Raw genomic sequence first — 26,655 nt, 5'->3', positions numbered from 1 at the left:
GGAATTCCCATGAACGTATTTATCAGCGCCGATATCGAGGGTACCTGCGGCATTACGGACTGGAGCGAGACCGAGCGCAGCACCCCCTATGACTATAACTATTTCCGCAAGCAGATGACCATGGAGGTCCGCGCGGCCTGCGAGGGAGCCGTGGCCGGAGGCGCAGACGAGATCTTTGTGCGGGACGCCCACGACTCGGCCCGCAACATCGATCCCTCCCAGCTCCCCGAGCGGGTGCGCATCATGCGGGGCTGGAGCGGGGATCTGCTGAGCATGATGAGCGGCCTGGACCGGGGCAGCTTTGACGCCGTGCTCTTTACGGGGTACCACGCCTGGGCCGCCTGCGGCGGGAATCCCCTCTCCCACACCATGAACCTCCAGAACGAATTTGTGACCCTCAACGGCGTGCGCATGAGCGAGTTTCTGATGAACGCCTATACGGCGGGCTACTACGGCGTACCCGTGCCCTTCCTCTGCGGGGACAAGGCCCTGTGCGACTTCGCCCAGGAGCTCATTCCGGAGATCACCACCGTGGCGGTCAACGAGGGCATCGGCGGCGCAGTGGTGTCCATGCATCCAGACGCGGCGGTCCGGGCCATTCGGGAGGGCGTCAAAAAGGCGGTCAAGAACGCGAAAAAATGCCCCGTGCCCATGCCGGAGCATTTTGAGGCCAAGATCCGTTTCCGGGAGCACAAGCGTGCCTATTCCAAGCACTTCTATCCCGGCGCCTCCCTGGAGGATGAGAAGAACGTCTCCTTTGCCTCGGACGACTGGTATGAGATGCTCCGCTTCTTCCACTTCGTCCTGAGCGACTGATGGGGGCGGGAGAACTGCGTCTGGCCGTCCTCATCGACGCGGATAATGCCCCTCGCACGGCCATCAAGGACGTGATGGCCGAGGTGGCGGTCTACGGGACCCCCACCATCAAACGGATCTACGGGGACTGGACTTCCCCCAACATGTCCACCTGGAAGCCGCTGCTGCTGGAGAATGCCATCACCCCCATCCAGCAGTACGCCTATACCACCGGAAAGAACGCCACCGACTCGGCCATGATCATCGACGCCATGGATATCCTCTACTCCGGCCGGGTGGATGGATTTGTGCTGGTGTCCAGCGACAGCGATTTTACCCGTCTGGCCACCCGTCTGCGGGAGGCCGGGATGAAGGTCTACGGCATGGGGGAGCGGAAGACGCCGGGTCCCTTCATCGTGGCCTGCGATAAATTCGTCTACATCGAGGTCATCCGGGCGGCGGGCGACCGGGCCCGGGCCGCCGCGAAGGAGGCTGCCCGCCAGGCCGCCGAGGAGGAGAAGGCGGAGCAGGCCCGGCTGGAGCGGGAAAAGAAGGAGCGGGAGAAGGCCGAACAGGCCAGGGCCTCTGAGTCTGCCCGGACCGAGAGCGGCAAGAGCACCTCCAGACGGGGTAAGAAGAAGGCGGAACCCGCCAAGCCCGTGGAGCCGGAGCCGAAACCCGCGCCGGTCCCCGCTTCGGCGGAGGGGAGTGAGCCGGCCAATCGCATCCCGCCAGAAGTGGAGGCCCTGCTGGCCGACTCGGTGGAGGACATCGCCGACGAGGACGGATACGCCTTTATGGGGGATCTGGGTAATCTTCTGGTCAAGAAGCAGCCCGATTTTGACCCCCGTAACTTCGGGTTTTCCAAGCTGACCAAGCTGGTCAAGGCCATGGACCGCTTTGAAATCGACGTCCGCTCTACCAATCTGCCCCACGTCAAGCATATTTTTGTGCGGGACAAGGAGCCGAAATAGATCGGGAAGAAAGAAGACGGGCGCAGCTGTTTTTTCAGGAGAAATACGGCTGCGCCCGTTTTTTGTGCAAAAATTGACGGTTTTTAGGCTGGACAGGCAGAAGTGAGGTGTGGTATAATACTGCTACCAGTTAATATCTGTTCTTTTTTTGTAGGGAATAAACGGAATTATATTCCGGACAACGGAAAATAAACAGAGAATGGAGAGACATTATGGAAATCAAGAATATCTTTGTAGTAGGCGCTGGCTTTATGGGCAGCGGTATCGCCCAGACCGCTATCCAGAGCGGATACAACGTGACCATCCATGACCAGAGCGAGGCCGCTCTGGAGCGGGCCAAGACCAACATTGGCAAGAACATGGACCGCCTGGTGAGCAAGGGCCGCATGACCGAAGAGCAGAAGGCGGCCGCGCTGGCTCTGCTCACGACCTCTTCCAGCATCCACACGGCTGCCAATGCCGACCTGGTCATCGAGGCCATTTTTGAGGACCTCAACGCCAAGCGCGCCATCTTTGAGGAGCTGGACAAGATCTGCCCCAAGGATACCATCTTCGCTTCCAACACTTCCTCCATCTCTCTGACCAGCCTGGCTGCGGCCACCAGCCGTGCCGAGCAGGTTGTGGGCATGCACTTCTTCTCCCCCGTGCCTGTGATGCGTCTGCTGGAGGTGGTGCATGGCCTGCGCACCTCCCAGGAGGCCATTGACGCCGCCATGGAAGTGGGCAAGAAGATGGGCAAGACCATGATCCTGGCCAAGGACAAGCCCGGCTTCATCGTCAACCGCATGCTGCTGCCCATGCTCAACGAGGCCGTTGAGATCCTGGACGAGGACATCGGCACCGTGGCCGACACCGACGAGGGCATGAAGATGGGTTGTAACCACCCCATGGGTCCCCTGGAGCTGGCCGACATGGTGGGCCTGGACATCCTGCTGGAGGTTATGGAGACCTTCTACAACGACCTGGGCGACACCAAGTACCGTCCCGCTCACCTGCTGCGCAAGATGGTGGCCGCGGGCTACCTGGGCCAGAAGTCCGGCATGGGCTTCTACCAGTACGAGAACCGCAAGAAGGTGGGCGTCAACCCCATCTTTGACAAGTAAGAACATACCATAAGAAAAGCCGTCCCGGTCCATTTGGACCGGGACGGCTTTTTGCTTTTTACACGGAAAAGGGAGGAAGATCAGCAGGTAGCGCCGCCCTTGAGATGCTTCTGGGCGGCCAGATTCTCCTCCTTGCGGGAGAGAAGGTCGTCCTGGAGCAGCTGCTCCTGCACGTTCTCAAAGCCCAGACGGGCCACGGTGTCGGCGAAGCGCTCACCGGTAATGCCCTGCTCGCGGAAGAGGAGGATGGCCTTCTCGATGGTGGCGAGGACCTCCTCCCGGCTGGTAAAGACCTTCTCCAGGGCGAGACCCTGGGCCACCTTCTTGCCCCAGCGGCCGCCGATGTAGATCCGGTAGCCGTTGGTGGACTGATCCACCGCGTGGAAGGGGCACTTGCCCACGCAGCGGCCGCAGTGGTTGCAGATGTTCGGGTCGATGACCACCTTGCCGTCTACGACCTTGGCCACATGGATGGGACAGACCTGCTCCACCTGGCAGACCTTACAGCCGCGGCACTTGTCCAGCTCCACCTGAGGTACCCGCTGGCCCACCACGCCCAGATCGTTCAGGTCGGGCTTGACGCAGTTGTTGGGGCAGCCGCCCACGGCGATCTTGAACTTGTGGGGGAGCTTGATGCCGTGGTAGCCCTCATAGAACTTCTCGTGGACCTCCTGGGAGAGATCGAAGGTGTCGATGAGGCCGTACTGGCAGGTGGTACCCTTACAGGAGACCACCGGGCGCACCTGGGAGCCGGTTCCGCCGGTCTCCAGCCCGTGCTGGGCCAGGAATTCCCGCATGGGCTCGATGTTCTCGAAGGGCACGCCCTGGATCTCCAGGGTGAGGCGGGTGGTCATGGTGACCTCGCCGGAGCCGAAGCGCTCAGCGGCCTCAGCGATGACCTTCTGCTCCTCGGCGGTGATCTTGCCGTTGCGGGTGATGACGCGGCCGTTGAACTTGTCGGGGGTGCGCTTATCGAAGAGGAAGCCCAGCGCCTTCACCGCGGTGATCTGCTCAGGAGTGACCGAGGCGGCCACGCCCGCGACCCGGACCTGATTGAAGGTGGTGCCGCCCTCCAGTACCCGGGTGTTGGTATAGCCGAAGTATTTCAGGCGGTTCTGGAGGAAATAGCCGCGCTTGCCCTTGGCGCAGACCAGGAGGAGCTTGGCGTCCTTGTCCAGGCCCTCCAGCGGGCCGTTGACGCTGGCCAGGTCGATGCGCACCGCGCCCTGGATGCTGGGCTGAAGGCCCACGTCCAGCACGGTGTAGTCCTTGGCCTCTCCCGCGGCGTACTGGGCGGGGGTAAAGCTCTCCAACGCGCCGGAGAGCTTGTTGAGCAGGATATACGCCGCCTGCACAAAGGGATGGATGGCGGTGGAGAAGGGCGGGGCATAAGCATAGTCCAGATTGGAGAAGTCCTCCAGCTTGGCCCCCATGGAGAGACCGGTGACGGCGATGTCCACCATCTTGTCCACGGCGCCGGGGCCCAGGACCTGGATACCCAGGAGCTTGTGGGTGGGACGGTCGGCCAGGAGCTTGACGATGAAGGAACCGGCCCCGGGATAGTAGTGGGCCTTGTCATCCACCACGCACAGGGCGGTCTCCACGTCGTAGCCCGCCGCCTTGGCGGCTGCCTCGGTGAGACCGGTGCGTCCGGCGTTGAGACCGGGGAGCTTGACCACACCGGTGCCCAGCGCGCCGGGATAGCGGACCTCCGCCCCGCCCAACAGCTGGGCCAGGGTGCGGCCCTCGTAGTTGGCCGAGGAGCCCATGGCGGACCACTGGGGGGCGCCGGTCAGACGGTTTTTCACCAGGGCGCAGTCGCCGGCGGCATAGACGTCGGGGAGGTTGGTACGCAGGTGCTCGTCCACCACCACGGTGCCCTTGAAGAGCTCGATGCCGCTGTCCGCCAGGAAGGCAGTGTTGGGCTTGATGCCGATGGAGAGGACCACCACATCGGCCGAGAGGGTCCCCATGCCGGTCTTGACGGCGTCCACCCGGCCGGAGCCCAGAATGGCCTCCAGGGGATTGCCGGTGAGGACCCGGATGCCCTTGCTCTGGAGGTGACGCTTGACGTACTCAGCCATCTCGGGATCAAAGATATTGGGCATGATCTGGGAGGCCAGATCCACCACCGTGACAGTCAGACCCTGGGCCTGGAGATTCTCCGCCGCCTCCAGACCGATGAAGCCGCCGCCCACCACCACGGCCCGGCGTGCCTGGGTGGACTTCACATAGTCCCGCAGGCCGATGGCGTCGTCCGGGGTGCGCAGCTTGAACACGCCCTCCAGGTCCATGCCGGGCAGGGGAGGAACGATGGGAGAGGCGCCGGTGGCCAGGATACAGGCGTCATAGGTGTAGTGCTCCTCCTCGCCGGTGGCGTGATTGCGGGCAGTCACCGTCTTGGCGGTGCTGTCCAGCTTTACCGCCTCCCGGCCGGTGAGGACCTCCACGCCGGTGAGACCGGCGAATTTGGCGGGGGTGTTGACGATCAGCTCCTCCCGGGTATCAATGAGACCGCCGACATAATAGGGCAGGCCGCATCCCGCATAGGAGATGTCCTGATCCTTGGTGATAAGTGTGACCTGCATCCCGCGGTCCATGCGTTTGAGCTTGGCCGCGGCCTTGGTTCCGGCGGCGACACCGCCGATGATGAGCACCTTCATAATAAACCTCCTTCGCATCCCGACGGAAGACAGAGCTTGCTCTGCGGGCTCTTCCGGGGAACGGTTTGCACCTACCATTATAAGAGCAAACGACCCAAAGGGAAAGTACCAAATTCAAACAAGAACCGCGGACCGCGATACAATCTGTATCACGGCCCGCGGGGAGAAGGGCGATGGGATTTGATTAGAAAATACTTCCAGCTGCCGTCATGCCCTTGTCCAGGTCCTCCCGATAGTCGGGGTCGCCAGGGTTGAGGCTGTTGATGACCACGCCGTCGCTGCCGTTGCGGGCGGTGGAGTGGATGTATTTGCCCTCGCCCAGATAGAGGGCCACATGGCCGGGGAAGAAGAGCAGGTCGCCGGGCCGGATGTCCGAACGGGGGATCTCATGGAGGGGGAAGCCCTCCTTGATGTGGGCGTCCCGGTAGATGGTCACGCCGTTGAGGAGATAGCTCATGGAGGTCAGACCCGAGCAGTCGATGCCCAGAGGGGTCTTTCCGCCCCAGCGGTAGTGGGTGCCCAGATAGGTCATCGCGGTCTCCACAAAGGCGGCGCGGAGGGCGTCCTCCTCCGCGAAGGCGGGAGCTGTGTGATAGGGGGCCAGGAAGCTGGTCTTGGTGAAGCCCTCCCGGCCGTCACACAGGGAGACTCGCTGCCAGCCCCGCTCGTCGGGGGTCCCTTTGACGGCCACCAGGGCGCCCCGGGTCAGGGTCTCCACACACCAGCCCTCCACCATGGGGGCGGAGAGTACGTCACAGACGCCCTTGCGGACGATCTGCTTGGGCAGGGCCTCCCACCGGGCCACGTTGTGCTCGCCGAAGAGCAGTCCCTCCGCGGGGGCATAGCCCTCATAGCGGTAGGGGGTGCGGATGCGGTACCAGCCCGCACAGGTGTCCTCCAGAATCTCCACGGTGGAGCCGTAGAGGACCTCGTCGGCCAGCTCGCTCTGCATATGGGGACGGGACTTCAGGGGACAGATGGGGGAATTGACAAGTGCTTTCATAGGCACACCTCTCAGTGAAAAATATGGATTATCCGTAGATCTCGTAGATCTGCTTGGCCAGTTTGCCGATGAAGCGCTTCTGATCGGGCTGGCCGTCCAGAGCGGGACCGTCCCAGGTGAAGATGCCCAGATAGAAGGGGTGGCTGAAGAGCTCGAAGATGCCGGCGTCGTGGTTCACGTGGTCCAGACCGCCGGTCTTGTGGGCCACCACCACCGGCTGGGGGATGTAGCGCAGGAAGGAGTCGTTGCACCGCTGGCGGCGGAGCATGTCCAGAGCCTTCTCCTGGAGGTCGTGGGTGAGGATGGTGCCCCGGTAGAGGGCCCAGTAGATGCGCTCCTGGTCGGCGGCCGAGGTGTAGTTGTTCTTCCCGGCGGCCACGGCGTCCCAGTCCAGCATCTTGCGCTGGCAGACCGTGTGCTTGAGGCCCAGGGTGTCCTTGAAGTAGGCATTCATTTCATCCCAGTTCAGGAGGTCCAGCACCAGGTTGGTAGCGGTGTTGTCGCTCTCCACGATCATCCAGTAGAGCAGCTCCCACAGGGAATACTCGGGCAGGCCCAGCTCAAAAACCTCCGTGTCCGGGAGGATGGACTCCGCCGGAACAGGAACGGCCTGCTCCAGGGAGAGGCGTTTCTGCCGTACCTGCTCCAGCGCGTAGAGCAGGATGGGAACCTTGATGGTGGAGGCGGACACCACCTGGGTGTCAGGGTCAAAGGAGTGGTAGTGCTTGCCGTTGATGAGGTCGGTCATGAGGAGGGAGACCTTGCCGGGAAAGGCGTCGATCTGTTCCCGGAGCCAGGCGTCCAGTTCGGTCTTTTTCATAGAAAGCGCTCCTTTCAGTTCAGCAGAGTTCCAGCGCGGGGGAATCGGCGTCCATGGAGAGGACGGCCCCCAGCGGAAGGGCCATGGAGGGGAGGGAGTGCCCGCAGGGCAGGTTGGCGATGACAGGCACCCCGGCGGGGAGGATGAGCTCCTCAAAGAGCTGGTGGAGGGTGAGGGTGCGCTCCGGATCCTCCGGGGTGCAGTCGGTCCAGTCCCCCAGGAGGACCCCGGCGCAGTCCCGGAACTTTCCCGCGTTGCGCAGCTGGGTGAGCATGCCGTCGATGCGGTAGATATGCTCTCCGATGTCCTCCAGGAAGAGAATTTTATTCCGGGTGTCGATCTCCCAGGGGGTACCCAGGGAGGCGGCCAGCAGGGAGAGGTTGCCCCCGCAGAGCACACCCGTGGCCCGGCCGCCGGAGAGGGGCTCCAGCGGGTGGTCCGGGTGGATGGGGAGGGGACCGGCGAGGGTTCCGAAGAGGGCGCGGCGCAGATAATCCATGGAGTAGTCGTCCACCGGCTGATAGTACTCGGTGGCGGGCATGATGGTGTGGTAGGTCACCAGGCCGCAGTCCTGATTGAGGGCAGTGTGGAGGGCGGTGACGTCGCTGTATCCGGAGAAATACTTGGGGTGGGCGCGGATGGTCTCCCAGTCCAGCAGAGGGAGGAGCCGGTGGGCGCCGTAGCCGCCCCGGATGCAGAGAATGCCGTGGATGGAGTCATCCGCAAAGGCGGCGTTCAGGTCGGCCGAGCGCTGGCGGTCACTGGCAGCCAGATAGCCGTGGCGGTTTTCCTCCTGACAGGAGGGGAACACGACGGGGGAGAGACCCAGGTCCCGGACGGCCTGCACAGCCAGCGGGAGCCGCTGGGCCGGAACGGCGGAGGAGGCCCCCACCAGGGCCACCCGGGCGCCGGGGAAGAGCGGTTTTGGGGTAATCATGGTAACACCACCAGAAACAAAAATGTGTGGACAAAAAGGCGGGAGAGCACCGGGAATGGTCCTCTCCCGCCTCTCTATTATCGGCAGTCAGAATGTACTTGTCAACGGGAAGGTTCGCGCTGCCACTCCGCCGCCTCCCGCTCGCTGGCCAGGAGGAAGTGGCCGGGGGAGATCTCCTGCCAGAGGGGAGTCTCCTGGTCGTAGTGATGGATGGACGGGTCGTAGACCAGCAGCTTCTTTTTCTTCTCGGCGATGGGGTCGGGCAGAGGGATGGCCGAGAGAAGCGCCCGGGTGTAGGGGTGGAGGGGATGGGCAAAGAGCTCCTCGCTCTCGGCCAGCTCCACCAGACGGCCCTTGTGGATGACGGCGATGCGGTCGCAGATGAAGCGCACCACGCTCAGGTCGTGGGCGATGAAGAGATAGGTGAGGCCGCGCTCCTTCTGGAGCTGGCTCATCAGGTTGAGGACCTGGGCCCGGATGGACACATCCAGGGCGGAGATGGGCTCGTCCGCGATGATGAAGTCGGGGTCCATGATGAGGGAGCGGGCAATGCCGATGCGCTGGCGCTGGCCGCCGGAGAACTCATGGGGGAAGCGGCTGGCAAACTCCGGCAGCAGACCCACGTCGGCCAGAGCCTTGGCCACCTTCTCCTGCCGCTCGGCCTCGCCGATGTGGCGGCCGTACAGGCCCTCGGAGACGATGTAGTCCACCTTGGCCCGCTCGTTGAGGGAGGCCATGGGGTCCTGGAAGATCATCTGGATCTGCCGGGTGACCTTCCGGTCCAGCTCCCGGCTGATGCGTCCGCTAATGCGCTCTCCCCGGTAGAGGACCTGGCCCCCGGAGACCGGATTGATGCGGATGATGGCCCGGCCGATGGTGGTCTTGCCCGAGCCGGACTCGCCCACCAGACCGAAGGTCTCGCCCTCATAGATGTCAAAGGAGACCCCCTTCACCGCGTGAAAGGGATGGCGGTGTGTGCCGAAGGTGACCTGGAGATCCTGAACCTCCAGCAGTTTCTTGCGCTGCTCAGACATGGCGGTTCACCCCCTGTTCCCGAAGATGCTTGATGTGTTCCGGCGGCTCCACCTTGGGGGCCCTGGGGTCCAGGAGCCAGGTGCGGGCCTTGTGGGTGGGGCTCACCTCGAAGTAGGGGGGACGCTCCACAAAGTCGATCTTGAGGGCGTGGGGATTGCGGGGGGCGAAGGCGTCCCCCTTGACCTCCAGGAAGAGGTTGGGGGGCGTGCCCTTGATGGAGTAGAGCTCCTCGCCCTTCACGCCCAGCTGGGGCAGGGAGGAGAGCAGCGCCCAGGTGTAGGGGTGCTTGGGGTCGTAAAAGACCTCCTCACAGGTGCCGATCTCCACGATATCCCCGGCGTACATGACGGCGATGCGGTCGGCCACATTGGCCACCACGCCCAGATCGTGGGTGATGTAGATGGTGGTGAGGTCGTATTTCTTCTGGAGATCCTTGATGAGCTGGAGGATCTGGGCCTGGATGGTCACATCCAGAGCGGTGGTGGGCTCGTCGCAGATGAGGATCTTGGGCCGGCAGGCCACGGCGATGGCGATGACCACCCGCTGGCGCATGCCGCCGGAGAACTCGTGGGGATACTGCTTGGAGCGGCGCTCGGGCTGGTCGATGCCCACCTCCTCCAGTACCTTGAGGACCTGGGCATGTGCCTCGGCCCCCTTGAGGCCCTGGTGGAGGACAATGGCCTCCTCGATCTGGTCGCCAATGGTCTTGAGCGGGTTGAGGGAGGTCATGGGGTCCTGCATGACCATGGCGATCTCCCGGCCGCGGATGGTGCGCCACTGCTGGTCGGTGGTGTACCCGGCCAGGTCCTGGCCGTTGTAGCGGATCTCCCCGGCCGTGACCGAGCCGTTGGAGTCCAGAAGGCCCATAAAGGTCTTGGTAAATACGCTCTTGCCGGAGCCCGACTCGCCCACGATGGCCAGGCTCTCACCCCGGTGGACGTCCAGAGAGATCCCCCGGATGGCGTGGAGCACCTGGCCCCGCAGGGTGAATTTCACGTCCAGGTCCCGGACGGACAGAATGGTCTCGGTTTCCATGATATGTCCTCCTTACTTGACGTGATTCTTGGGATCGGCGGCATCCGCGAAGGAGTTGCCCACGATGTAGAACGAGATGGTGATGATGGACAGGATGATGACGGGGAAGAAGAGCTGGTAGCTCAGGGTGGACTCCATCATCACGGTCTGTCCGGCCTTGATGAGGTTGCCCAGGGTGGGGATCTCCAGGGGCACGCCCAGGCCGATGTAGGTGATAAAGACCTCGTTGCCGATGGCGGCGGGGATGGCCAGGGCCATGCGCAGGGTGAGGATGGACACCAGATAGGGCAGCAGGTTCTTGACCATGATGCGCCAGGTGGCGGTGCCCAGGCAGCGGGAGGCCAGGTTGTAGTCCCGGTCCCGGATGATGAGCACCTGATTGCGCACCAGCCGGGCGGTCTGGAGCCAGGAGGTGAGGCACATGGCGAAGATCATGGTGCTCACGCCCGGGCGCAGGATGTAGGAGATGATGATGACCACCAGGGTCTGGGGGACGTTATCGAAGATGTTGTAGATCTCGGTGAAGAGGAAGTCCAGCTTGCGGACATAGCCCCACAGCACCCCCATGATCACGCCCAGGACGGCCTCCACACAGGCCACGGCCAGGCCGATGAGCAGGGAGGTGCGCACGCCGGACCAGATCTGGCTCCACAGGTCCTGTCCGATGGAGTTGGTGCCGAACCAGTATTCCTTGCAGGGGGCCAGGTTGGTGGCGCCCTTGTAGATGGTGTTGGCCTCGGGGGCATAGGGGAGCATGGGCTCCACCACGGTAAAGGCCAGGATACCCACCATCAGGATGAGAAAGAACATGGCCACCTTATTCTGGGCGAAGGAGCGCAGGGTGGAGCCCCAGTAGGAGTAGTTGGAATAGCCGCCCCGCTCGCCGGCGGTGGGATCATAGGGGGCAAACTCAAAAAATTCGCTCTCGGAATAATTCCGGGAGAGGACCTCTCCCACGCTCTGGCTGAGCTGCTGGGTCTTGTGGTCTTTGAAGCGGAACGAGGGCATCAGCGGCCACCTTCTTTCTTGCCAAAGGTAATGCGGGGATCCACGATCGCCATGAGGATGTCGCCCACCAGCAGGCCCAGGATGCTGATGGCGGCATAGAAGAGCACCAGGCCCTGGACCACGGTGTTGTCCTGCCGCTGGATGACGTTGACCAGCAGGCCGCCCATGCCGGGGATGGAGTAGAGGCTCTCCACATAGAGGGAGCCCATCAGAGTCAGGATCACCGAGGTGGGGATGAACTGGACCAGGGGCACAAAGGCGTTTCGGAACACGTGCTTGCGGGAGATGGCCGAGGCGGGCACGCCCTTGGCCCGGGCCAGCTTCACATAGTCCTTGTTGGACTCATCCACCATATACCGCCGCAGCCACATGGCGTAGTAAGCGATGTTGCCCAGGGCCAGGGAGAGGATGGGGAGGATGTAGGTGACGGGCCGCCCGCTGCTGATCTGCATGGGCAGATCCAGATATTTTGTGCCGTAGAATTGGATGACCAGGTAGTAGACGGCGGCGGGAACGGCCTGGATCAGAACGATGAAGGCGGTGCCCAGCTTGTCGCCGATCTTGTGCTTGGTGCGGGTGGAGCGGGCCATGAGGATGCCCATGGGCAGACCCACTGCCAGGGCGATGCCCAGGGAGGTCAGGCCGATGGCCATGGAGACCGGCACCTTCTCGGCGATGATCTTGGTGACCGGCACATTGCGGCGGTACTTGTTGGACACGCCCAGATCGCCGTGGAGCAGATCACTGTAAAAATCCAGCAGCTGAGCGGGGAGCGGCTTGTCCAGACCCAGCTCCTTGAGGCCCAGTTCCACCTGGACGGCGCTCATCTTCTCAAAGTTCTGGAAGTAGCCCTCAATGGGCATCAGGCGCAGCAGAGAAAAGACGATGGTCACGATGATAAACAGGGTCAGCAGGGAGCGCAGCAGGCGTTTGAATATGTATTTCGCCATGAGACGAGACCTCCTTGAGAGGAAAATGGGGAGACACGGCCGGGGTATATCACGGTCCCACACAGGACCTGGGGCCGTCATATAGGGCGGCTGTGGCAGACCGGGAGAAGGGGCGCCCCGGACTCACGGTCCGGGGCGCCCGCAGAGAGATTACTCGGCGTCCGCGGCGGCAATGGCAGCGGTGCGGTCCTTGAGCCACTGGTCATAGAGGGAGTTGAACTCCTCCAGGCCCATGGGCTCCTCCCGCAGCTTCTGGAACTTGAAGCACTGGAGGGCCATGCCGTAGGGGGCATACTGGGCCTCAAACACGTTGAGGCGGGTGGCCACATAGCCGGAGCTGGAGATGGAGAAGGGAACGACGATGGCGTGCTCGATGAGGAAGGCCTCGGCCTCGGCAAAGGCGGTGTAGCGGGCCTCGTCATCGTTGGTGATGGCCTTGGCCGCGTCGATGAGGGCGTAGTACTCCTCCATCAGAGCCTGGGTCTCGGGGGACTTGTTGGTGCAGGGCTTCTGGCCGATCTCCAGATTGGGATCCTGGGCCATGAAGTTGTAGGAGTTGTCCTGAGACTTGAAGGGATCGGTCCAGGTCTGGGGGTCGGCGTAGTCGGCGCCCCAGTTGCACTTCATGAAGCCGTAGTCGCCGGTGCGGCGGACCATGGAGAGGAAGTTGGTGGAGGGACCGGCCTCGACCACCACGTCGATGTAATCGGTGCCCAGCAGGCCTTCCAGCTGCTGCTCGATGACCTGGCACTCCTTATCCCAGTTGGTGGTGGCGGGGTTATAGCGCATGTACATCTGGATGGGGAAGCTGGCGCCGGCGGCGGTGAGCTCCTCCACCGCCTTGGCCTTGTAGTCCAGCGCGGTGGCCTCGTCAAAGCTGTCGCCGTCCGAGATGGCCTTCAGCGCGGGATACTGGGTGTAATCCAGACCGGCGGCCTCGGTGAAGGTGGCGGGGGTGATGGTGTTGTTGAGGAGGTTTTCGGGGGTGTTGGGCTCCACCACTTCCAAGGCGTTGACCCGGTCCAGCGCGTGGAAGATGGACTGACGGAAGTTCTCATTGTTCACTGCCAGCGTCCAGTTGTCAGGGTCCAGGGACTCGTCGAAGCGGGGCTCAAAGTTGAAGCAGAAGAAATAGGAGAAGGCCACGCTGGGACGGCTGGCCGAGAGCTGATTCTGCTTCTCAGGATCGCTCTGCCAGGCCGAGAGCAGGGAGGCGTCCAGTTCGGCATAGTCCACCTCACCGCGCAGGAAGGACTCGGGGCCCAGGGTGGTGGCGGAGGCATTGTAGCGGAACTCCAGCTTGTCGATGAAGACATTGTCCTTGTCCCAGTAGGTGGGGTTCTTCACCAGGGTGCGGTGGTTCTGGGGCTCAAACTCGGACATGATGTAGGCGCCGTTGTAGAGCACGGACTGATTGTCCACGCCGAACATCTCGCCCTGCTCCTCCAGGAAGGGGCCGTACACCGGCATATAGGTGGTGTAGGACAGCACGGAGGGGAAGTAGGTGCAGGGAGAGGCCATGGTGTAGACCAGAGTATAGTCGTCCACCGCCTTGACGCCCACGTCGTCAAAGCTCACCTCGGGCACGGGCTCGATGGGATTACCGTCGGCGTCGGTGGTCTTGGTGCCGTTCTCGCTCTCCAGCAGATAGGCGGTGTAGTTGAAGTACTCCTGGGCGTTCTTGACGATGCCGTTGTACATGTACTGGTTGGAGGAGTTGTTGGCGGCGTCGTTGACCCACTTGGCCGCGGAGACCCAGTCGTTGGCGGTGACGTCGGCCACCTCCTCGCCCTGGGCGTTGACCCACTTGACGCCCTGGCGGATCTTGAAGGTCCACTCGGTATAGTCCTCATTGTGCTCCCAGCTCTCAGCCAGAGCGGGCTTCATCACACCGTAGGGATCGTATTCCACCAGACAGTCCACCATATTGGCACACATGCGGTAGTCGTTGGTAAAAGAGGTATAGAGGTAGTTGAGGGTCTCCACCTCGCTGGAGTAGAGCTCCCGGTAGACGGACTCGCCGCCGGTGGAGCCGCCCTCGTCGCCGCCGCCGCAGGCTGTGAGACCAGCGGTCATGGACAGGGCCAGGGTCAGAGCAAGCAGTTTTTTCACTCGTTTCACGCGCGTCTCCTTCTTTCCTTTCAAGATCGGTCCCGGAGAGGGACCGTATATCAACAAGGGAAGGAAATCCTTGGACCCTTGAAGATATGGGGTTGGGGCGGACCCGGAGGTCCGCGGTCAGCTCCAGTGCTCGCAGGGGATGGCGGAGAGTCCCACGCCGGGCGCTTCCGACATGGTGACCAGTGCCTCTTCAAAGACGGGACCGCCGGTAAAGGGGTCCACCGAGCACAGGGAGGGGCCGTCCAGATCGGCCTTGGTGATGACGCTCCGGCCGCAGCAGAGATGAGCGGCGGCCGAGACCGAGAGCTTGGACTCCAGCATGCAGCCGATCATACACTCCACGCCGTAGAGCTCTGCCACATCGCAGATCTTGAGGGCCTGGTGGATGCCGCCGGTTTTCATCAGCTTGATGTTGATGAGGTCGGCGGCCCCCTTCTGTATGATATCGATGGCGTCGGCGGGAGAGAACACACTTTCGTCCGCCAGAATGGGGGTATAGACCCGGCTGGTGACGAACTGCATCCCGGCGATGTCGTGGGCCTTCACCGGCTGTTCCACCAGTTCGATGTTCAGATTCCGGTCCTCCATGGCGGAGATAATGGCCACCGACTGCTTGGGGGTCCAGCCCTGGTTGGCGTCCACCCGGAGCTGTACATTGGGACCCACAGCCTCCCGGATGGCGGCGATGCGCTCCACATCGCCGGTGCCGTCCTTTCCTACCTTGATCTTCAGAATGTCATAGCCGCGGGACACGGCGTCCAGCGCGTCGGCCACCATCTCGTCAATGGGATTGACTGAAATGGTGATGTCGGTGCGGAAGGAGGTCCTAGCCCCGCCCAGAAGCTTATAGAGGGGGGCGCCCCAGCGCTTGGCCCACAGATCATAGACCGCCATATCCACCGCCGCCTTGGCAGAGGTGTTTTTCAGGATGCAGCCGTGGAGGCGCTTCATGATACCGTCCAGGTCCTCCACATCCATGCCGATAAGGTTGGGGCGGATGAACTCCCGGATGGCACAGGCCACCGAGCCCTTGGTGTCTCCGGTGATGACCGCGGTGGGAGGAGCCTCACCGTAGCCCACCTCGCCGGTGTCGGCCACCACGCGGACTACGATATCGTCCACATGCTCTACCGTGCGCAGGGCGGTTTTAAACGGACGGGCCAGCGGGAGGGAGATCTCTCCCACCTGGATATCCCGAATGATCATAGCGAAATGCCTCCATTCCCGATCAGATAATCGAATAAAATGAAATTAAAATTGTGTAAAGTTGCATTTTTGAATTGCGGGCAGAGAATTTTATAATTACTGAAATACTAGCATAAATTCTGATATTTGTAAAGTGGAACGGTAAAAAAAGGGAAAAGAAGCGGGCGGGACAGAAGAGACATTTGGGCAGATTGCAATATCGAAATGAAAATATTTCAAAACGGAAAATGGAGACATCTGAGAGGGAAAAAGGGGGAAAGCGGGAAAAGAACTGTATATTTTCTCACTTTATCGAGGGAAAGCGGCACTGCGTAAAGGCGTGGAGAGCCCTTTCCCAAACCGGAAAAAGAAGGTATACTTAAAATGAAAGAATCCCAAAAGAAGGATGAGGTGCCCGCCATGGCCAGACATTTCAACCAGAAGCTGAAGCTGCTCACCCTCCAGGCCCTGCTGCTGGAGCGCTCCGATGAGGAGCATCCCCTGACCACCGAGGAGCTGCGCGCTGCGCTGGCGGAACGGGGGATCGCCGCCGAGCGGAAGAGCCTCTATGACGATATGGAGACCCTGTCCCGCTTTGGACTGGACATCCACCAGCGCCGGGGACGGGGCGGAGGCTGGTTTGTGGGAGAGCGGCTTTTCCAGCTGCCCGAGCTCAAGCTGCTGGTGGACGCAGTGCAGTCCTGTAAGTTCATCACGCCGGACAAGAGCCGGGCCCTCATCCGCAAGCTGGAGGGGCTCTCCAGTGTCTACCAGGCCCGCCAGCTCCAGCGGCAGGTCTATGTGACGGGCCGGGCCAAGACCATGAACGAGAGCGTCTACTATACCATCGACCAGCTCCACACGGCCCTCTCCACCGGGCGGCAGGTCTCCTTCCGGTACTTTGAGTACAATGTGGCCAAGGAGAAGGTCTTCCGCCGGGCGGGAGAGCGCTACCGGGTCTCCCCCTACGGGCTGATCTGGGACAGTGAGAACTACTACCTGGCCGGATTTGACCACGACAAGGGGGAGATACGCCACTACCGGGTGGACAAGATGGACGGCCTCACCGTTCTCTCCCAGCCCAGAGAGGGGGAGGGGACCGGCCGGGCCTTTGACGCGGCCGCCTATGGACAAAAGCACTTCGGTATGTTCGGCGGCCGGGAGGGGCAGGTCCGCCTGCGGTGCGAGAAGAGCCTGGTGGGTGTGGTGCTGGACCGCTTCGGGGCGGAGAGCATCCTGATCCCCGACGGGGAGGACCATTTTACCGTCACCGTGCCGGTGGTGGTGAGCCCGCAGTTCCTGGGCTGGATCTTCGGCCTGGGCACGGGGGTGGAGCTCACCGGACCGGACTGGGCGGTGGAGGCCTACCGGCGCCAGCTGGAGCAGGTGGGGGAGCGCTACCGGTAAAAAAATAGGCCCTGCGCAGCCCTCCGAAGGAGGGGCGCAGGGCCCAAATCGTTATTCCCAGGTTTTCCAAATGTCCGGGCAGTAGCCCACCGTGGCCTGCTTCCCGTTGCGGACAATGGGCGTGCACAGCAGCCGGGGATCCTCCAGCAGCTTCTCCAGCTTGTCGGCGTCGTAGGCCAGATAGGTGAGCAGGGCCGCGTCCGGGTGCTTGGCGTTGATGAGGGCCTCCAGCCCCACGGCGTTTTTCACGCTGGTCAGCTCGCCCTTGCTGATGCCGTATTTGGACAGGTCCACGAACTGGAATTTGACCCGGCGCTCCTTAAAATAGCGCTGGGCCTTCTTGGTGTCAAAGCACTTGGAGGTGCCGAAAATCTGAATGTTCACCGGTTTATTCCTCCTCGATGGGGTGAAAACGCGGACCGGCATAGCCGTCCCGCTCCACCCACTCGCTCCACATGGCGGCCGGGCGGACCCAGATGCCGCGCTCCCCATAGAGTGCCTGGTAGACCACCATGGGCTCCATGGTCTCCGAGTGGCGGGCGGTATAGAGCACCTGATACTCCATCCCCTTGAAGTGGCGGTAACGGCCCGGCTTGATCTCCTGCATGGGAACACATCCTCTTTCTCCGCGCAGACATGCGGTTATTTCATGCAGTCGATTGTACCATATTTTCCCCCGATTGCAAAGGAGAAAGACCGCGGAAAACGGGGAAGGGGACCGGCCCGGCGGCATACGCGGAAAATAGAAGTATACTTTTGTGGGAAAGCATGGTATACTATAACTACCATCGTATCCCATGTGGGTACCTTTTTTATGGCTTTATGTGCGTCGAGCGCACTGAAAATAAGGCAGGACACAGCTTACATCCGATTCCGGGACGGAGAAAACGATCCCCTTTTTTCGGCGAGGCAGGGCCGGAAAGAGCGGGGCGGGCCGCCCTTGGTTTCGTGCGCCCAAAATAAAGTGTCCTTGCGTCCGGCGCGTGTCTTCGAGCTGCGGCGGACGAGATGATATTCGATTATGTGTTATTTCGAAAAGGAGTGTTTGAATCTCAATATGGCAGAAAAACTGAAAATTATTTCCCTGGGTGGTCTCAATGAGATCGGCAAGAATCTGACCGTATATGAATACGGCGGGGATATTATTGTAGTAGATGTGGGCATGGGTTTCCCGGATGACGATATGTACGGCATTGACGTGGTCATCCCGGACTTCACCTATCTCATCAAGAACCAGGACAAGATCCGGGGTATTTTCCTCACCCACGGGCACGAGGACCACATCGGTTCCATCCCCTATCTCCTGCGCAGCATCAACGCGCCCATCTATGCCACCCGCATGACGGCGGGGCTGGTGCGGCTCAAGCTGGAGGAGCACCGCCTGGTGGACAAGACCAAGCTCATCACCTGCGAGGCGGGCGAGGTGGTCAAGGCCGGGAAGTTCTCGGTGGAGTTCATCCATGTGAACCACTCCATTGCCGACGCGGTGGCCTTTGCCATCAAGACGCCGGTGGGCACGGTGGTCCACACGGGCGACTTCAAGATCGATACCACCCCCATCCAGGGCGGCATGACCGATCTGGCCCGCCTGGGCGAGCTGGGGAAGAAGGGCGTTCTGGCCCTGCTGGCCGACTCCACTAATGTGGAGCGCCCCGGCTTTACCAAGAGTGAGCGGAGCGTGGGCGAGTCCTTTGACGCGCTGTTCCGGGGATGCGATAACCGCATCATCGTCACCACCTTTGCCTCCAATGTGGACCGGCTCCAGCAGGTGATCTCGGTGGCGGCCAAGTATGGGCGCAAGGTGGCCGTGACCGGACGGAGCATGGAGAACGCCATGAAGGTGTCGGTGGAGCTGGGATATATGAAGATCCCGGACGGCGTCCTGGTGGACGTCAACCACATCAAGAGCCTGCCTGATAATAAGGTGTGCATCATCACCACCGGAAGCCAGGGCGAGACCATGTCCGCCCTCACCCGCATGGCCTTCAATACCCACAAGCAGGTGGAGATCCGCGCCGGGGACCGGGTGATCCTCTCGGCCTCCGCCATCCCGGGCAATGAGAACGCCATCGGCAGCGTCATCAACGAGCTCTACCGCAAGGACGCCGAGGTCATCAACGAGCGCAGCGGGCCCCTCCATGTGTCGGGCCATGCCTGCCAGGAGGAGCTCAAGATCATCCACGCCCTGGTCAAGCCCAAGTTCTTCATCCCCGTCCACGGAGAGCAGCGGATGCTCAAGACCCACTCCAAGCTGGCCCAGGACATGGGCATGGACCCCCGGCGCATCATCATCAGCGACATTGGCAAGGTCATCGAGCTCACCCCCAACTCCGCCAAGATCAACGGGACCGTGCCTGCAGGCAAGGTCTTTGTGGACGGCTATGGCGTGGGCGACGTGGGCAGCGTAGTCCTGCGGGACCGCAAGCACCTGGCCGAGGACGGCATGATCGTGGTGGTGGTCTCCATGTCCAGCGAAGACGGCTCGGTGGTCTCCGGACCCGACATCATCACCCGCGGCTTTGTCTACGTCAAGGAGTCCGAGGGACTGATGGAAGAGCTGCGCCGGGTAGCGGTGGGCGCGCTGGAGCAGTGCGAGCGGGAGCGGTGCACCGACTGGTCCGCCATCAAGGCCGAGATCAAGACCGATCTCTCCAATTTCCTCTACAAAAAGACCAAGCGCAACCCCATGATCCTGCCCGTTATCATGGAGGTATAACTTCATCCAATCAGAAATGCGGCACGCTCTCAGAGAGCGTGCCGCATTTTTGTACCTTCTTATGGATAGGCGCAGCGGTAGACCTTGCCGGGCTCCAGCGTGATATGCCGGGCCGCAAAGAGTTCCTCCACGGTGACAAAATAAAAGCCACGGGCGTGGAGCTGATCCACGATACGCAGTGCGGCCTCCACGGAAGTGGGGAAGATGTCGTGGAGGAGGATGATGTCCCCGTCTTTGGCCCGGGAGACCACATGCTCCACCACCCGATCCGCGTTCTGATCGTCCCAGTCTTCCGGATCGATGGACCACAGGATGATGGGACAGCCCGCCATAGAGCGCACCGCGGGATCGGTGCTCCCGTAGGGCGGACGGAGCAGAAATCCGTTGTGGCCCAAAATCGATTGAAAGAGCGACCGGGTCTTGTCCACCTGTGCGGAGAAATCAGCGGCATTGAGCCCGGAGAGCATCACGTGGTCGTAGGTATGAATGCCGATCTGATGGCCCTCCGCGTCCATCCGCTGGAGCAGATCCTGGTTATACTCGGCGACCTGCTTTCCGATGAGAAAGAAGGTCGCCTGCACCCCGCGCGCGGCCAGGCCGTCCAGCAGGGCGGTGGTGGTGGAGCGACGGGGGCCGTCGTCAAAGGTGAGGGCAATGAGTCCGCCCGATGGGGTGGAGGAGGGTGCAGGAGTCTCCTCCACCGGAAGAGGGACATCCGCCGGAACGGCGGACGGCGCGGTCAGAAGAGCTGCCGCGCACAGACTCCATGCCAGGACCGGCAGGACAAATAGAAGCCAACGCCGCATACCATCACGCCGCCTTTCCAAATTCACTAAGGGTAGTATGGCGAACGCGTCCATCTTCCATGCGTTCCTTATTTTTGAAAATCGGATCAAACTGCGGAGAGAATGCCGCACAGAACAAAAAAATTCCCCCGCCCATCTGGGCGGGGGAAGGGATACGCAGGATCAGCCGGGCAGACGGCCCACCATGCCGCCGATGTAATCGCTGTCGATGACGTTGAAGCGATCCTCGGGGGGATAGAGGGCGCCGCCGTAATAGATGGCGCGGTTGTTGTTGACGGAGGTGTCGGAGAGGGTCTTGTGGGCGGCCAGATGGATCTGGTCACAGCCGGTCTCAGAGATGATGCGGTCCATGTTGCGGGCGGTGATACCGGCGCCGGGCAGGATCTGAATGCGGCCGGCGGCGTACTGGATCATCTCACGCACGGTGTCGGTGCCCAGGGACACGTCGGGCTCCTGTCCACTGGTGAGGACGCGGGTGATGCCCAGCTCGATGAGCACATCCAGCACTTCCTTCCAGTCGGGGACCACGTCGATGGCCCGGTGGAACACGGTCTCCTTACCGGCCTCCTGAGCCAGCTCGGCCAGGATGCGGGTGCGCTCCTTGTCCAGCGTACCGTCCTGATGGAGGAAACCGAAGACCAGACCGTCGGTGCCGTTGGCCAGGAGCTGCTTGGCGTCCTCGATGGCGGTGGCAAACTCCGCATCGGTGTAGCAGAAGCCGCCCTCACGGGGACGGACCATGGTCATGATCTTCATGCCGGTCTCCCGCTTGGCGACGACCAGCTCGCCAATGGTGGGAGTGAGGCCGCCGTGGAAGAGATTGCTGTTGAGCTCAACCCGGTGGGCGCCCGCCTTGTGGGCCTGGATGACATCGTCTGCGCTGCCGCAGCAGACCTCCAAAATCACGCTACTCATTTTTAACATCACCTTAATAATTTAATTTTGCCTGGTGCATTAATTATAATGAAATTTGTGTTATCTGTCAATAAGAGCTTGCAATTTGCGGAGATATTGAGTATAATACAGAACAGAAAGAGAGAAATTGTACAGCGAGTTAATTAAATCATGTTATAAATGGAAGGGAAGGCGGAATATGGTTGCGGGAAAAAAGGTGGATCGCACACTGATGCACCGAAATAACACCAAACTGGTGCTCGCAGCCATCCGCAACGCAGGGGAGATGTCCCGGGCACAGGCGGCGGAAGCCACTGGTATGAGCATCGTGACGGTGGGACGCATCGTGGACGAGCTGATGGCCCGCGGCGTGCTGCGGGAGCAGGAAAAGGAGAACGGCAACCAGGTGGGACGTCCTCCCCGGGTGCTCTCTCTGGAGCGGGAGCGGCTCTTCTGCACCAGCGTCTGCCTGGAGCGGGAATATCTGCACCTGGGCCTGGTGGACCCCGGGGGAAGCCTTTGGGCCCATGAGATGGAGCCGGTGCCCGAGGGGGAATTCACCCCGGAGGAGATCCTGCCCTGGATGGCGGCACGCCTGGAGGCTTTCCTGGAGAAGCACCGAAACCGGGAGATGCGCTCCACCATCGGTGTGGTAGTCCCCGGAATTGTGGATATCGACCGGGGAGAGCTGGAGTTTTCGGCCAACTTCCGCTGGCGGAATGTGGCGGTCACCCAATATCTCCACAGCCGTCTGCCTGGATATGAATTTGTTCTGGAGAACGACACCAAGGCCATCGCTCTGGCGGAACACCACTTCGGCGCCTGCGCCGGCAGCCGGAGCATGGTGGTGCTGAGCATCGGAGATGGTATCGGCGCGGCGGTGATCCTCAACGGAGAGATCTATCGGGGAAGAGAGAATATGGCCGGGGAGATCGGCCACATCATCCTCAATCCGGCGGGCAAGATCTGTGAGTGCGGCAAAGTGGGCTGCCTCCAGACCCATCTGTCCCAGCGGACCATTCTGGCCGAGGCCCGCACCGTCTATCCCAACATCGACATGAAGGGCCTCTTTGATTATTTTCAGCGGGGAGATCCCTTTGCGGTGGCCCTCATCACCCAGGTCGTAGAGTATACCTCCATTGCCATCAACCTGCTGGCCAATACCTACGCGCCGGAAGTAGTGCTCCTGTGCGGCAGCATGCTGCGTCAGAACCCGATCTTCTCCACGCTGGTGGAGCGGAATTACCGCAGCAAGCTCAATGAATACATGCAGAATACCTTTCAGCTCCGGTTTGAGAGCTTCGGCGTCAGCGGCCATCTCATCGGCGGCGGGGCCCTGGCCCTGCGCCATGTGCTGGACGAGATGTGCCAATAATATAAGGAGGAGGGCACGGGATGGAAGTCCTGATCTGGGGCACCGGAAATATGGCCCGCCTCCACAGCGCGCGGCTGGCCCGGCGGACGGATGTGACCATCACGGCGGTGATCAGCCGGCGGGGCGGGGGAGAACCCCTGCCCGGGGCATCAGACGCCCGTATCCTGGCCGGCCCGGAGGAGCTGGAAACCCTCCCCCACCGCCCGGATCTGGCGGTGATCTGTCTGCCCAGCGATCTGCACCGCTCTGCCGCGGAGGCTCTCATGGGGCGCGTGCCCCATATCCTGTGTGAAAAACCGGCGGCCCTCTCTCTGGAGGACGCCATCGCCATGGCGGACCGGGCAGAACAGACCGGCACCACCCTCTCGGTGGCCCAGGTGCTGCGCTCGTGGGATGCCTATGAGGCCCTCTCCCACCGGCTCACGGCGGGGCGGGAGCGGCTGCACACCCTGACCCTCTGGCGGCGGCAGCCCCGGCCGGATTGGAGTGACGGGGGCTGGCTGGCCGATCCAAAGCGCTCGGGCGGGGTCCTCTTTGATCTGGCCATCCACGATGTGGACTATGTGGTCTCCCTGTTTGGACCGCCCGAGCGGGTGGAGGCCTCCGAAGGACCGGGAGGGGAGAGCGTGACCCTGTTTCTCCGCTATCCCACCTTCTGCGCGGTGCTCTACGCCTCCTGGTGTCTTCCATCCGGCTTTGCCTCCGGACTGGAGGCGGGGGTGGAGGCCGCCTTTACCGATGAACTCATCCGGTTTGACAGCCGCCTGGCCTCCGACCGCTGGCGGCGGTATACGCCCCAGGGAATGGAGGAGGAGTGCTTCCCCACCTGGGACCCCTATGGGCGGCAGATCGACACCTTGCTGGAGGAGCTCCGCGTGGGACGCAGTCCGGGAAGGCTGGATATCCGCACGGTTTTGCCGGCGCTGGCTGTCTGCCAGCAGGCGGAGCAACTGATTTCAGGTTAAGTATGCACATGCATTTTAACAAATCCAAGACAAGAGGAGAATGAAACATGAAGAAAAAGCTCGTTTCTACCGTCCTGGCTTCGGCACTTCTGGTGTCGACGCTGGCGGGCTGCGGGTTCACCGGCGGCGATACCGGAAGCGGTACTCCCACCACCAGCGGTGACCCCGGAACCGCCACCACCACCCGCGACACTCTGGTCTACTATGACAGCAATGAGATCCGTACCCTGGTCCAGTGGGCCGCTTCGGATACTCAGTCCTTCACCATCCTGAACAACACCTTTGAGGGCCTGTTCCGTCTGGACGCCAACCACGAGCCCGAGAAGGCCCTGTGTGAGGATTACACCGTCTCCGAGGACGGCCTCACCTATACCTTTACCCTGCGCGAGGGCCTGGAGTGGTCCAACGGCACTCCCCTGACCGCCAACGACTTTGTGTTTGCCTGGCTCAAGCAGATGAGCGCGGATGCCACCAACGGCTACAACTTCATCATGACCGACTACATCGTCAACGGCGCTGAGTACGGCGAGAACAAGGTCTCCGCCGAGGAAGTGGGCGTCAAGGCGGTGGACGACCGCACCCTGGAAGTCCACCTGAAGAACCCCACCCCCTACTTCCTGTACCTGACCACTCTGAGCATGTACTTCCCCCTGAACGAGGCCTTTGTCACCGAGCAGGGCGACAACTACGGCATCAAGGCCGAGAACATGATCTACTGCGGTCCCTATGTCATCACCAGCTATGACCCCGCCGTGGGCACCACGCTGAAGAAGAACGACAAGTACTGGGACGCTGAGAACGTGGCCATCCCCAACGTGGAAGTCAAGATCATCAAGGACGCCTCCGCTGCCCTGAACGCCTATCAGGCCGGTACTCTGGACAAGGTCAACCTGTCCTCCTCCGACGTGGACAAGTACAAGGACGATCCCGAGTTCCACACCATGACCGAGTTCCGCGTCACCTACCTCCAGTACAACATGGAGGACCCCGCTCTGAGCAACGCCAACATCCGTAAGGCTCTGGGCTACGCCATTGACCGCTCCATCCTGGCTGACACTATCCTGGCCGACGGCTCCGCTGCCTCTGAGGGCCTGGTCTCCTTCGGCGTGTCCGGCAGCGATGAGGGCACCTTCCGTGAGCTCAACGGCAACATCTCTTCCTTCGATCCCGACCTGGCCAAGGAGTACTGGGAGAAGGGCGTGGCCGAGCTGGGTTCCGAGCCCAAGCTCTCCCTGCTCATCGCCGACGACTCCGTGACCAAGAACATCGCTACCTTCGTTCAGAGCCAGTTCCGCGACAACCTGGGCATTGAGGTCGCCATCGACTCCAAGACCAGCAAGGCCCGCAACGAGCTGATGGACAACAACAACTATCAGTTCGCCATCACCGCCTGGGGCGCTGACTACGACGACGCCATGACCTTCCTGGATCTGTGGATCGCCGACGCCAAGACCGGCAAGAGCACTCCCTACCGCGGCAACTATGCCAACCCCGCTTACAGCGAGCTGATCCTCTCCGCCAAGGCTGACGCCAACGCCGAGACCCGCCTGCAGAGCATGCTGGACGCCGAGAAGCTGCTGGTGGAGGAGGACGCCGTGGTGTCCCCCCTGTACTACAAGGGCTTTGCCTACCTGCAGAGCGCGGAGGTCCAGGACCTGATCATGCACCCCCTGGGCAGCCCCGTCGAGTTCAAGTTCGCGCACTTTGCTGACAGCGCGGAGGGCTAATCTGCCTCATCCGCTTCCACTCTCCGGGGCCGGGAATCATCCCGGCTCCGGGGAGACCCACGGCACAGACTCGTATCTGAGCCGTGGCGGGAGGCCGAGCAGGGGTTCGACCTTCTGCCACGGTTCCAGATCCATACCCGGTCCGCAGCGCGGGCCTCAATTCTTTAAACTCCAGAAAGGAACGGGGGAAGCAGAATGTTAAAATACATTGGCAAGCGCCTGGTGTATCTTGTGCTTACGCTCCTTATTATCGTTACAGTTACCTTTTTCCTGATGAAGCAGCTCCCCGGCACGCCGTTTGATACCGAGCGCTTCTCCATGCTGGCGCCTGAGCAGCAGGAGATCATGCTGGAAAAGTACGGACTGAATGATCCGGTGCCGGTGCAGTACATCAAGTACCTGGGCAACCTCATCCGGGGCGACCTGGGCACGTCTTTCCTGTACACCGGCCGTCCGGTGGCCGACGTCATCTTCAGTCGTCTTGGTCCGTCCATGCTCATCGGCATCCAGGCGGTGCTGCTGGGCCTGGCGGTGGGACTCACCCTGGGTATCATTGCCGCCTGGAAGCATAATAGCGGCATTGACTATTTCACCATGGTCATCGCCGTGCTGGGCGTGAGTGTGCCCAACTTCGTTGTGGCTGCCTTGCTGCAGTACTATGTGGGCCTTCAGTGGAAGATCCTGCCGGTGGCCTTCTGGACCAGCTGGGCCTGTTCGGTGCTGCCTTCCATCGCCCTCTCCTTCAGCGCCACGGCCATGTTTGCCCGGTTCATCCGCACCGAGATGCTGGACGTGCTGGAGCAGGACTACATCACCACCGCCCGGGCCAAGGGCCTGAGCCAGTTCAAGGTCCTCATGGTCCATGCCGTGCGCAACTCCATCATCCCGGTGGTCACCATCCTGGGCCCCGTGGTGGTCAACCTGCTTACCGGCTCCCTGGCCGTGGAGAGCATCTACTCGGTCCCCGGCATCGGCTCTCTGTTCGTGGACTGCATCAAGAACAACGACTACTCCACCATCATGGGCATTACGGTGTTTTACAGCGCCTTCTACATCTTTGTCATCATGGTCGTGGATATCCTCTATTCCGTGATCGATCCCCGGATCCGCATCCAGGGCAGTAAGGAGGGATGAGC

Annotated in this window: 23 protein-coding genes; 9 read left to right on the top strand and 14 right to left on the bottom strand. The window is 61.7% G+C overall.

The genetic code is table 11. The annotated features are described in order from the left end of the window. Positions 1-9: 9 nt before the first annotated feature. From H8S34_RS05835 to H8S34_RS05825, 3 genes are all read left to right on the top strand, one after another. On the top strand, positions 10-816 hold the full coding sequence (locus H8S34_RS05835) for a M55 family metallopeptidase (protein ID WP_101691190.1): 807 nt from the start codon (positions 10-12) through the stop codon (positions 814-816). After that, positions 816-1,769 carry an NYN domain-containing protein gene (locus tag H8S34_RS05830; protein ID WP_186963299.1) on the top strand — a complete coding sequence of 318 codons (954 nt, stop codon included), beginning with the start codon at positions 816-818 and terminating at the stop codon, positions 1,767-1,769. Before H8S34_RS05835 ends, H8S34_RS05830 begins: the two co-directional genes overlap by 1 nt. 212 nt (positions 1,770-1,981) lie before the next feature. Next, positions 1,982-2,872, top strand: a complete 891-nt coding sequence (locus H8S34_RS05825) for a 3-hydroxyacyl-CoA dehydrogenase family protein (RefSeq protein WP_101691192.1) — start codon at positions 1,982-1,984, stop codon at positions 2,870-2,872. A gap of 80 nt (positions 2,873-2,952) precedes the next feature. On the opposite strand, the gene H8S34_RS05820 is transcribed toward H8S34_RS05825, so the two are convergent. The 10 genes from H8S34_RS05820 to H8S34_RS05775 all read right to left on the bottom strand — a co-directional run bounded on the left by H8S34_RS05820 (position 2,953) and on the right by H8S34_RS05775 (position 15,650). Continuing rightward, positions 2,953-5,535, bottom strand: a complete 2,583-nt coding sequence (locus tag H8S34_RS05820; protein ID WP_186963298.1) for an FAD-dependent oxidoreductase — start codon at positions 5,533-5,535, stop codon at positions 2,953-2,955. Positions 5,536-5,719: 184 nt separating this feature from the next. After that, complete coding sequence (locus tag H8S34_RS05815) at positions 5,720-6,538, bottom strand: C40 family peptidase (protein ID WP_101691194.1); 819 nt, start codon at positions 6,536-6,538, stop codon at positions 5,720-5,722. Between the two features lie 28 nt (positions 6,539-6,566). Continuing rightward, positions 6,567-7,358: a serine hydrolase gene (locus H8S34_RS05810; RefSeq protein ID WP_186963297.1), complete on the bottom strand. Its 792-nt coding sequence runs from the start codon at positions 7,356-7,358 to the stop codon at positions 6,567-6,569. 19 nt (positions 7,359-7,377) lie between these two features. Then, positions 7,378-8,295, bottom strand: a complete 918-nt coding sequence (locus H8S34_RS05805) for a S66 peptidase family protein (RefSeq protein ID WP_101691196.1) — start codon at positions 8,293-8,295, stop codon at positions 7,378-7,380. 101 nt (positions 8,296-8,396) lie between these two features. Continuing rightward, positions 8,397-9,329, bottom strand: coding sequence for an ATP-binding cassette domain-containing protein (locus tag H8S34_RS05800; protein ID WP_101691197.1), 933 nt, complete (start codon positions 9,327-9,329; stop codon positions 8,397-8,399). Then, entirely contained in the window at positions 9,322-10,365 is a 1,044-nt protein-coding gene (locus tag H8S34_RS05795) for an ABC transporter ATP-binding protein (RefSeq protein WP_180956688.1), read from the bottom strand. The genes H8S34_RS05800 and H8S34_RS05795 overlap by 8 nt, the downstream gene beginning before the upstream one ends. Before the next feature lie 12 nt (positions 10,366-10,377). Beyond that, on the bottom strand, positions 10,378-11,373 hold the full coding sequence (locus tag H8S34_RS05790; RefSeq protein WP_101691199.1) for an ABC transporter permease: 996 nt from the start codon (positions 11,371-11,373) through the stop codon (positions 10,378-10,380). Then, entirely contained in the window at positions 11,373-12,323 is a 951-nt protein-coding gene (locus H8S34_RS05785; RefSeq protein WP_101691200.1) for an ABC transporter permease, read from the bottom strand. The genes H8S34_RS05790 and H8S34_RS05785 overlap by 1 nt, the downstream gene beginning before the upstream one ends. Positions 12,324-12,473: 150 nt before the next feature. Further along, positions 12,474-14,444, bottom strand: coding sequence for a peptide ABC transporter substrate-binding protein (locus tag H8S34_RS05780; RefSeq protein WP_328821040.1), 1,971 nt, complete (start codon positions 14,442-14,444; stop codon positions 12,474-12,476). Positions 14,445-14,561: 117 nt separating this feature from the next. Further along, a complete protein-coding gene (locus tag H8S34_RS05775; protein WP_186963296.1) occupies positions 14,562-15,650 on the bottom strand; it encodes a dipeptide epimerase in 1,089 nt (362 codons plus the stop codon). A gap of 363 nt (positions 15,651-16,013) precedes the next feature. On the opposite strand from H8S34_RS05775, the gene H8S34_RS05770 reads away from it, so the two are divergent. Next, positions 16,014-17,036, top strand: a complete 1,023-nt coding sequence (locus H8S34_RS05770) for a helix-turn-helix transcriptional regulator (protein WP_243207928.1) — start codon at positions 16,014-16,016, stop codon at positions 17,034-17,036. A gap of 51 nt (positions 17,037-17,087) precedes the next feature. On the opposite strand, the gene H8S34_RS05765 is transcribed toward H8S34_RS05770, so the two are convergent. After that, positions 17,088-17,420: an arsenate reductase family protein gene (locus H8S34_RS05765; RefSeq protein WP_101691204.1), complete on the bottom strand. Its 333-nt coding sequence runs from the start codon at positions 17,418-17,420 to the stop codon at positions 17,088-17,090. A gap of 4 nt (positions 17,421-17,424) precedes the next feature. Next, positions 17,425-17,643 (bottom strand): DUF1653 domain-containing protein, encoded by a 219-nt coding sequence (locus H8S34_RS05760; protein ID WP_101691205.1) that lies wholly within the window; start codon positions 17,641-17,643, stop codon positions 17,425-17,427. A 450-nt stretch (positions 17,644-18,093) separates the two neighbouring features. Here H8S34_RS05760 and H8S34_RS05755 point away from each other — a divergent pair, with 450 nt between their 5' ends. Next, positions 18,094-19,752, top strand: coding sequence for a ribonuclease J (locus tag H8S34_RS05755; protein ID WP_101691206.1), 1,659 nt, complete (start codon positions 18,094-18,096; stop codon positions 19,750-19,752). A gap of 59 nt (positions 19,753-19,811) precedes the next feature. Here H8S34_RS05755 and H8S34_RS05750 read toward each other — a convergent pair whose 3' ends face one another. Together H8S34_RS05750 and H8S34_RS05745 are read right to left on the bottom strand one after the other, a co-directional pair. Further along, positions 19,812-20,558 (bottom strand): polysaccharide deacetylase family protein, encoded by a 747-nt coding sequence (locus H8S34_RS05750; RefSeq protein WP_186963295.1) that lies wholly within the window; start codon positions 20,556-20,558, stop codon positions 19,812-19,814. Between the two features lie 162 nt (positions 20,559-20,720). After that, a complete protein-coding gene (locus tag H8S34_RS05745; protein ID WP_101691208.1) occupies positions 20,721-21,473 on the bottom strand; it encodes a copper homeostasis protein CutC in 753 nt (250 codons plus the stop codon). Positions 21,474-21,684: 211 nt separating this feature from the next. Here H8S34_RS05745 and H8S34_RS05740 point away from each other — a divergent pair, with 211 nt between their 5' ends. The 4 genes from H8S34_RS05740 (at position 21,685) to H8S34_RS05725 (ending at position 26,653) form a co-directional block, all read left to right on the top strand. Beyond that, a complete protein-coding gene (locus H8S34_RS05740) occupies positions 21,685-22,827 on the top strand; it encodes an ROK family transcriptional regulator (RefSeq protein WP_207724910.1) in 1,143 nt (380 codons plus the stop codon). Between the two features lie 20 nt (positions 22,828-22,847). Beyond that, positions 22,848-23,792, top strand: coding sequence for a Gfo/Idh/MocA family oxidoreductase (locus H8S34_RS05735; RefSeq protein ID WP_186963293.1), 945 nt, complete (start codon positions 22,848-22,850; stop codon positions 23,790-23,792). Positions 23,793-23,839: 47 nt separating this feature from the next. Then, positions 23,840-25,519: a peptide ABC transporter substrate-binding protein gene (locus H8S34_RS05730; RefSeq protein WP_186963292.1), complete on the top strand. Its 1,680-nt coding sequence runs from the start codon at positions 23,840-23,842 to the stop codon at positions 25,517-25,519. A gap of 195 nt (positions 25,520-25,714) precedes the next feature. Continuing rightward, entirely contained in the window at positions 25,715-26,653 is a 939-nt protein-coding gene (locus H8S34_RS05725) for an ABC transporter permease (RefSeq protein ID WP_101691212.1), read from the top strand. Positions 26,654-26,655: the final 2 nt, after the last annotated feature.

The sequence above is a fragment of the Pseudoflavonifractor hominis genome (genome assembly GCF_014288125.1).
In the GTDB taxonomy this organism is placed as follows: Bacteria; Bacillota; Clostridia; order Oscillospirales; family Oscillospiraceae; genus Pseudoflavonifractor_A; species Pseudoflavonifractor_A gallinarum.
The sequence above is the reverse complement of the archived record's forward strand: the minus strand, read 5'-3'. Positions and strand labels throughout refer to the sequence as shown.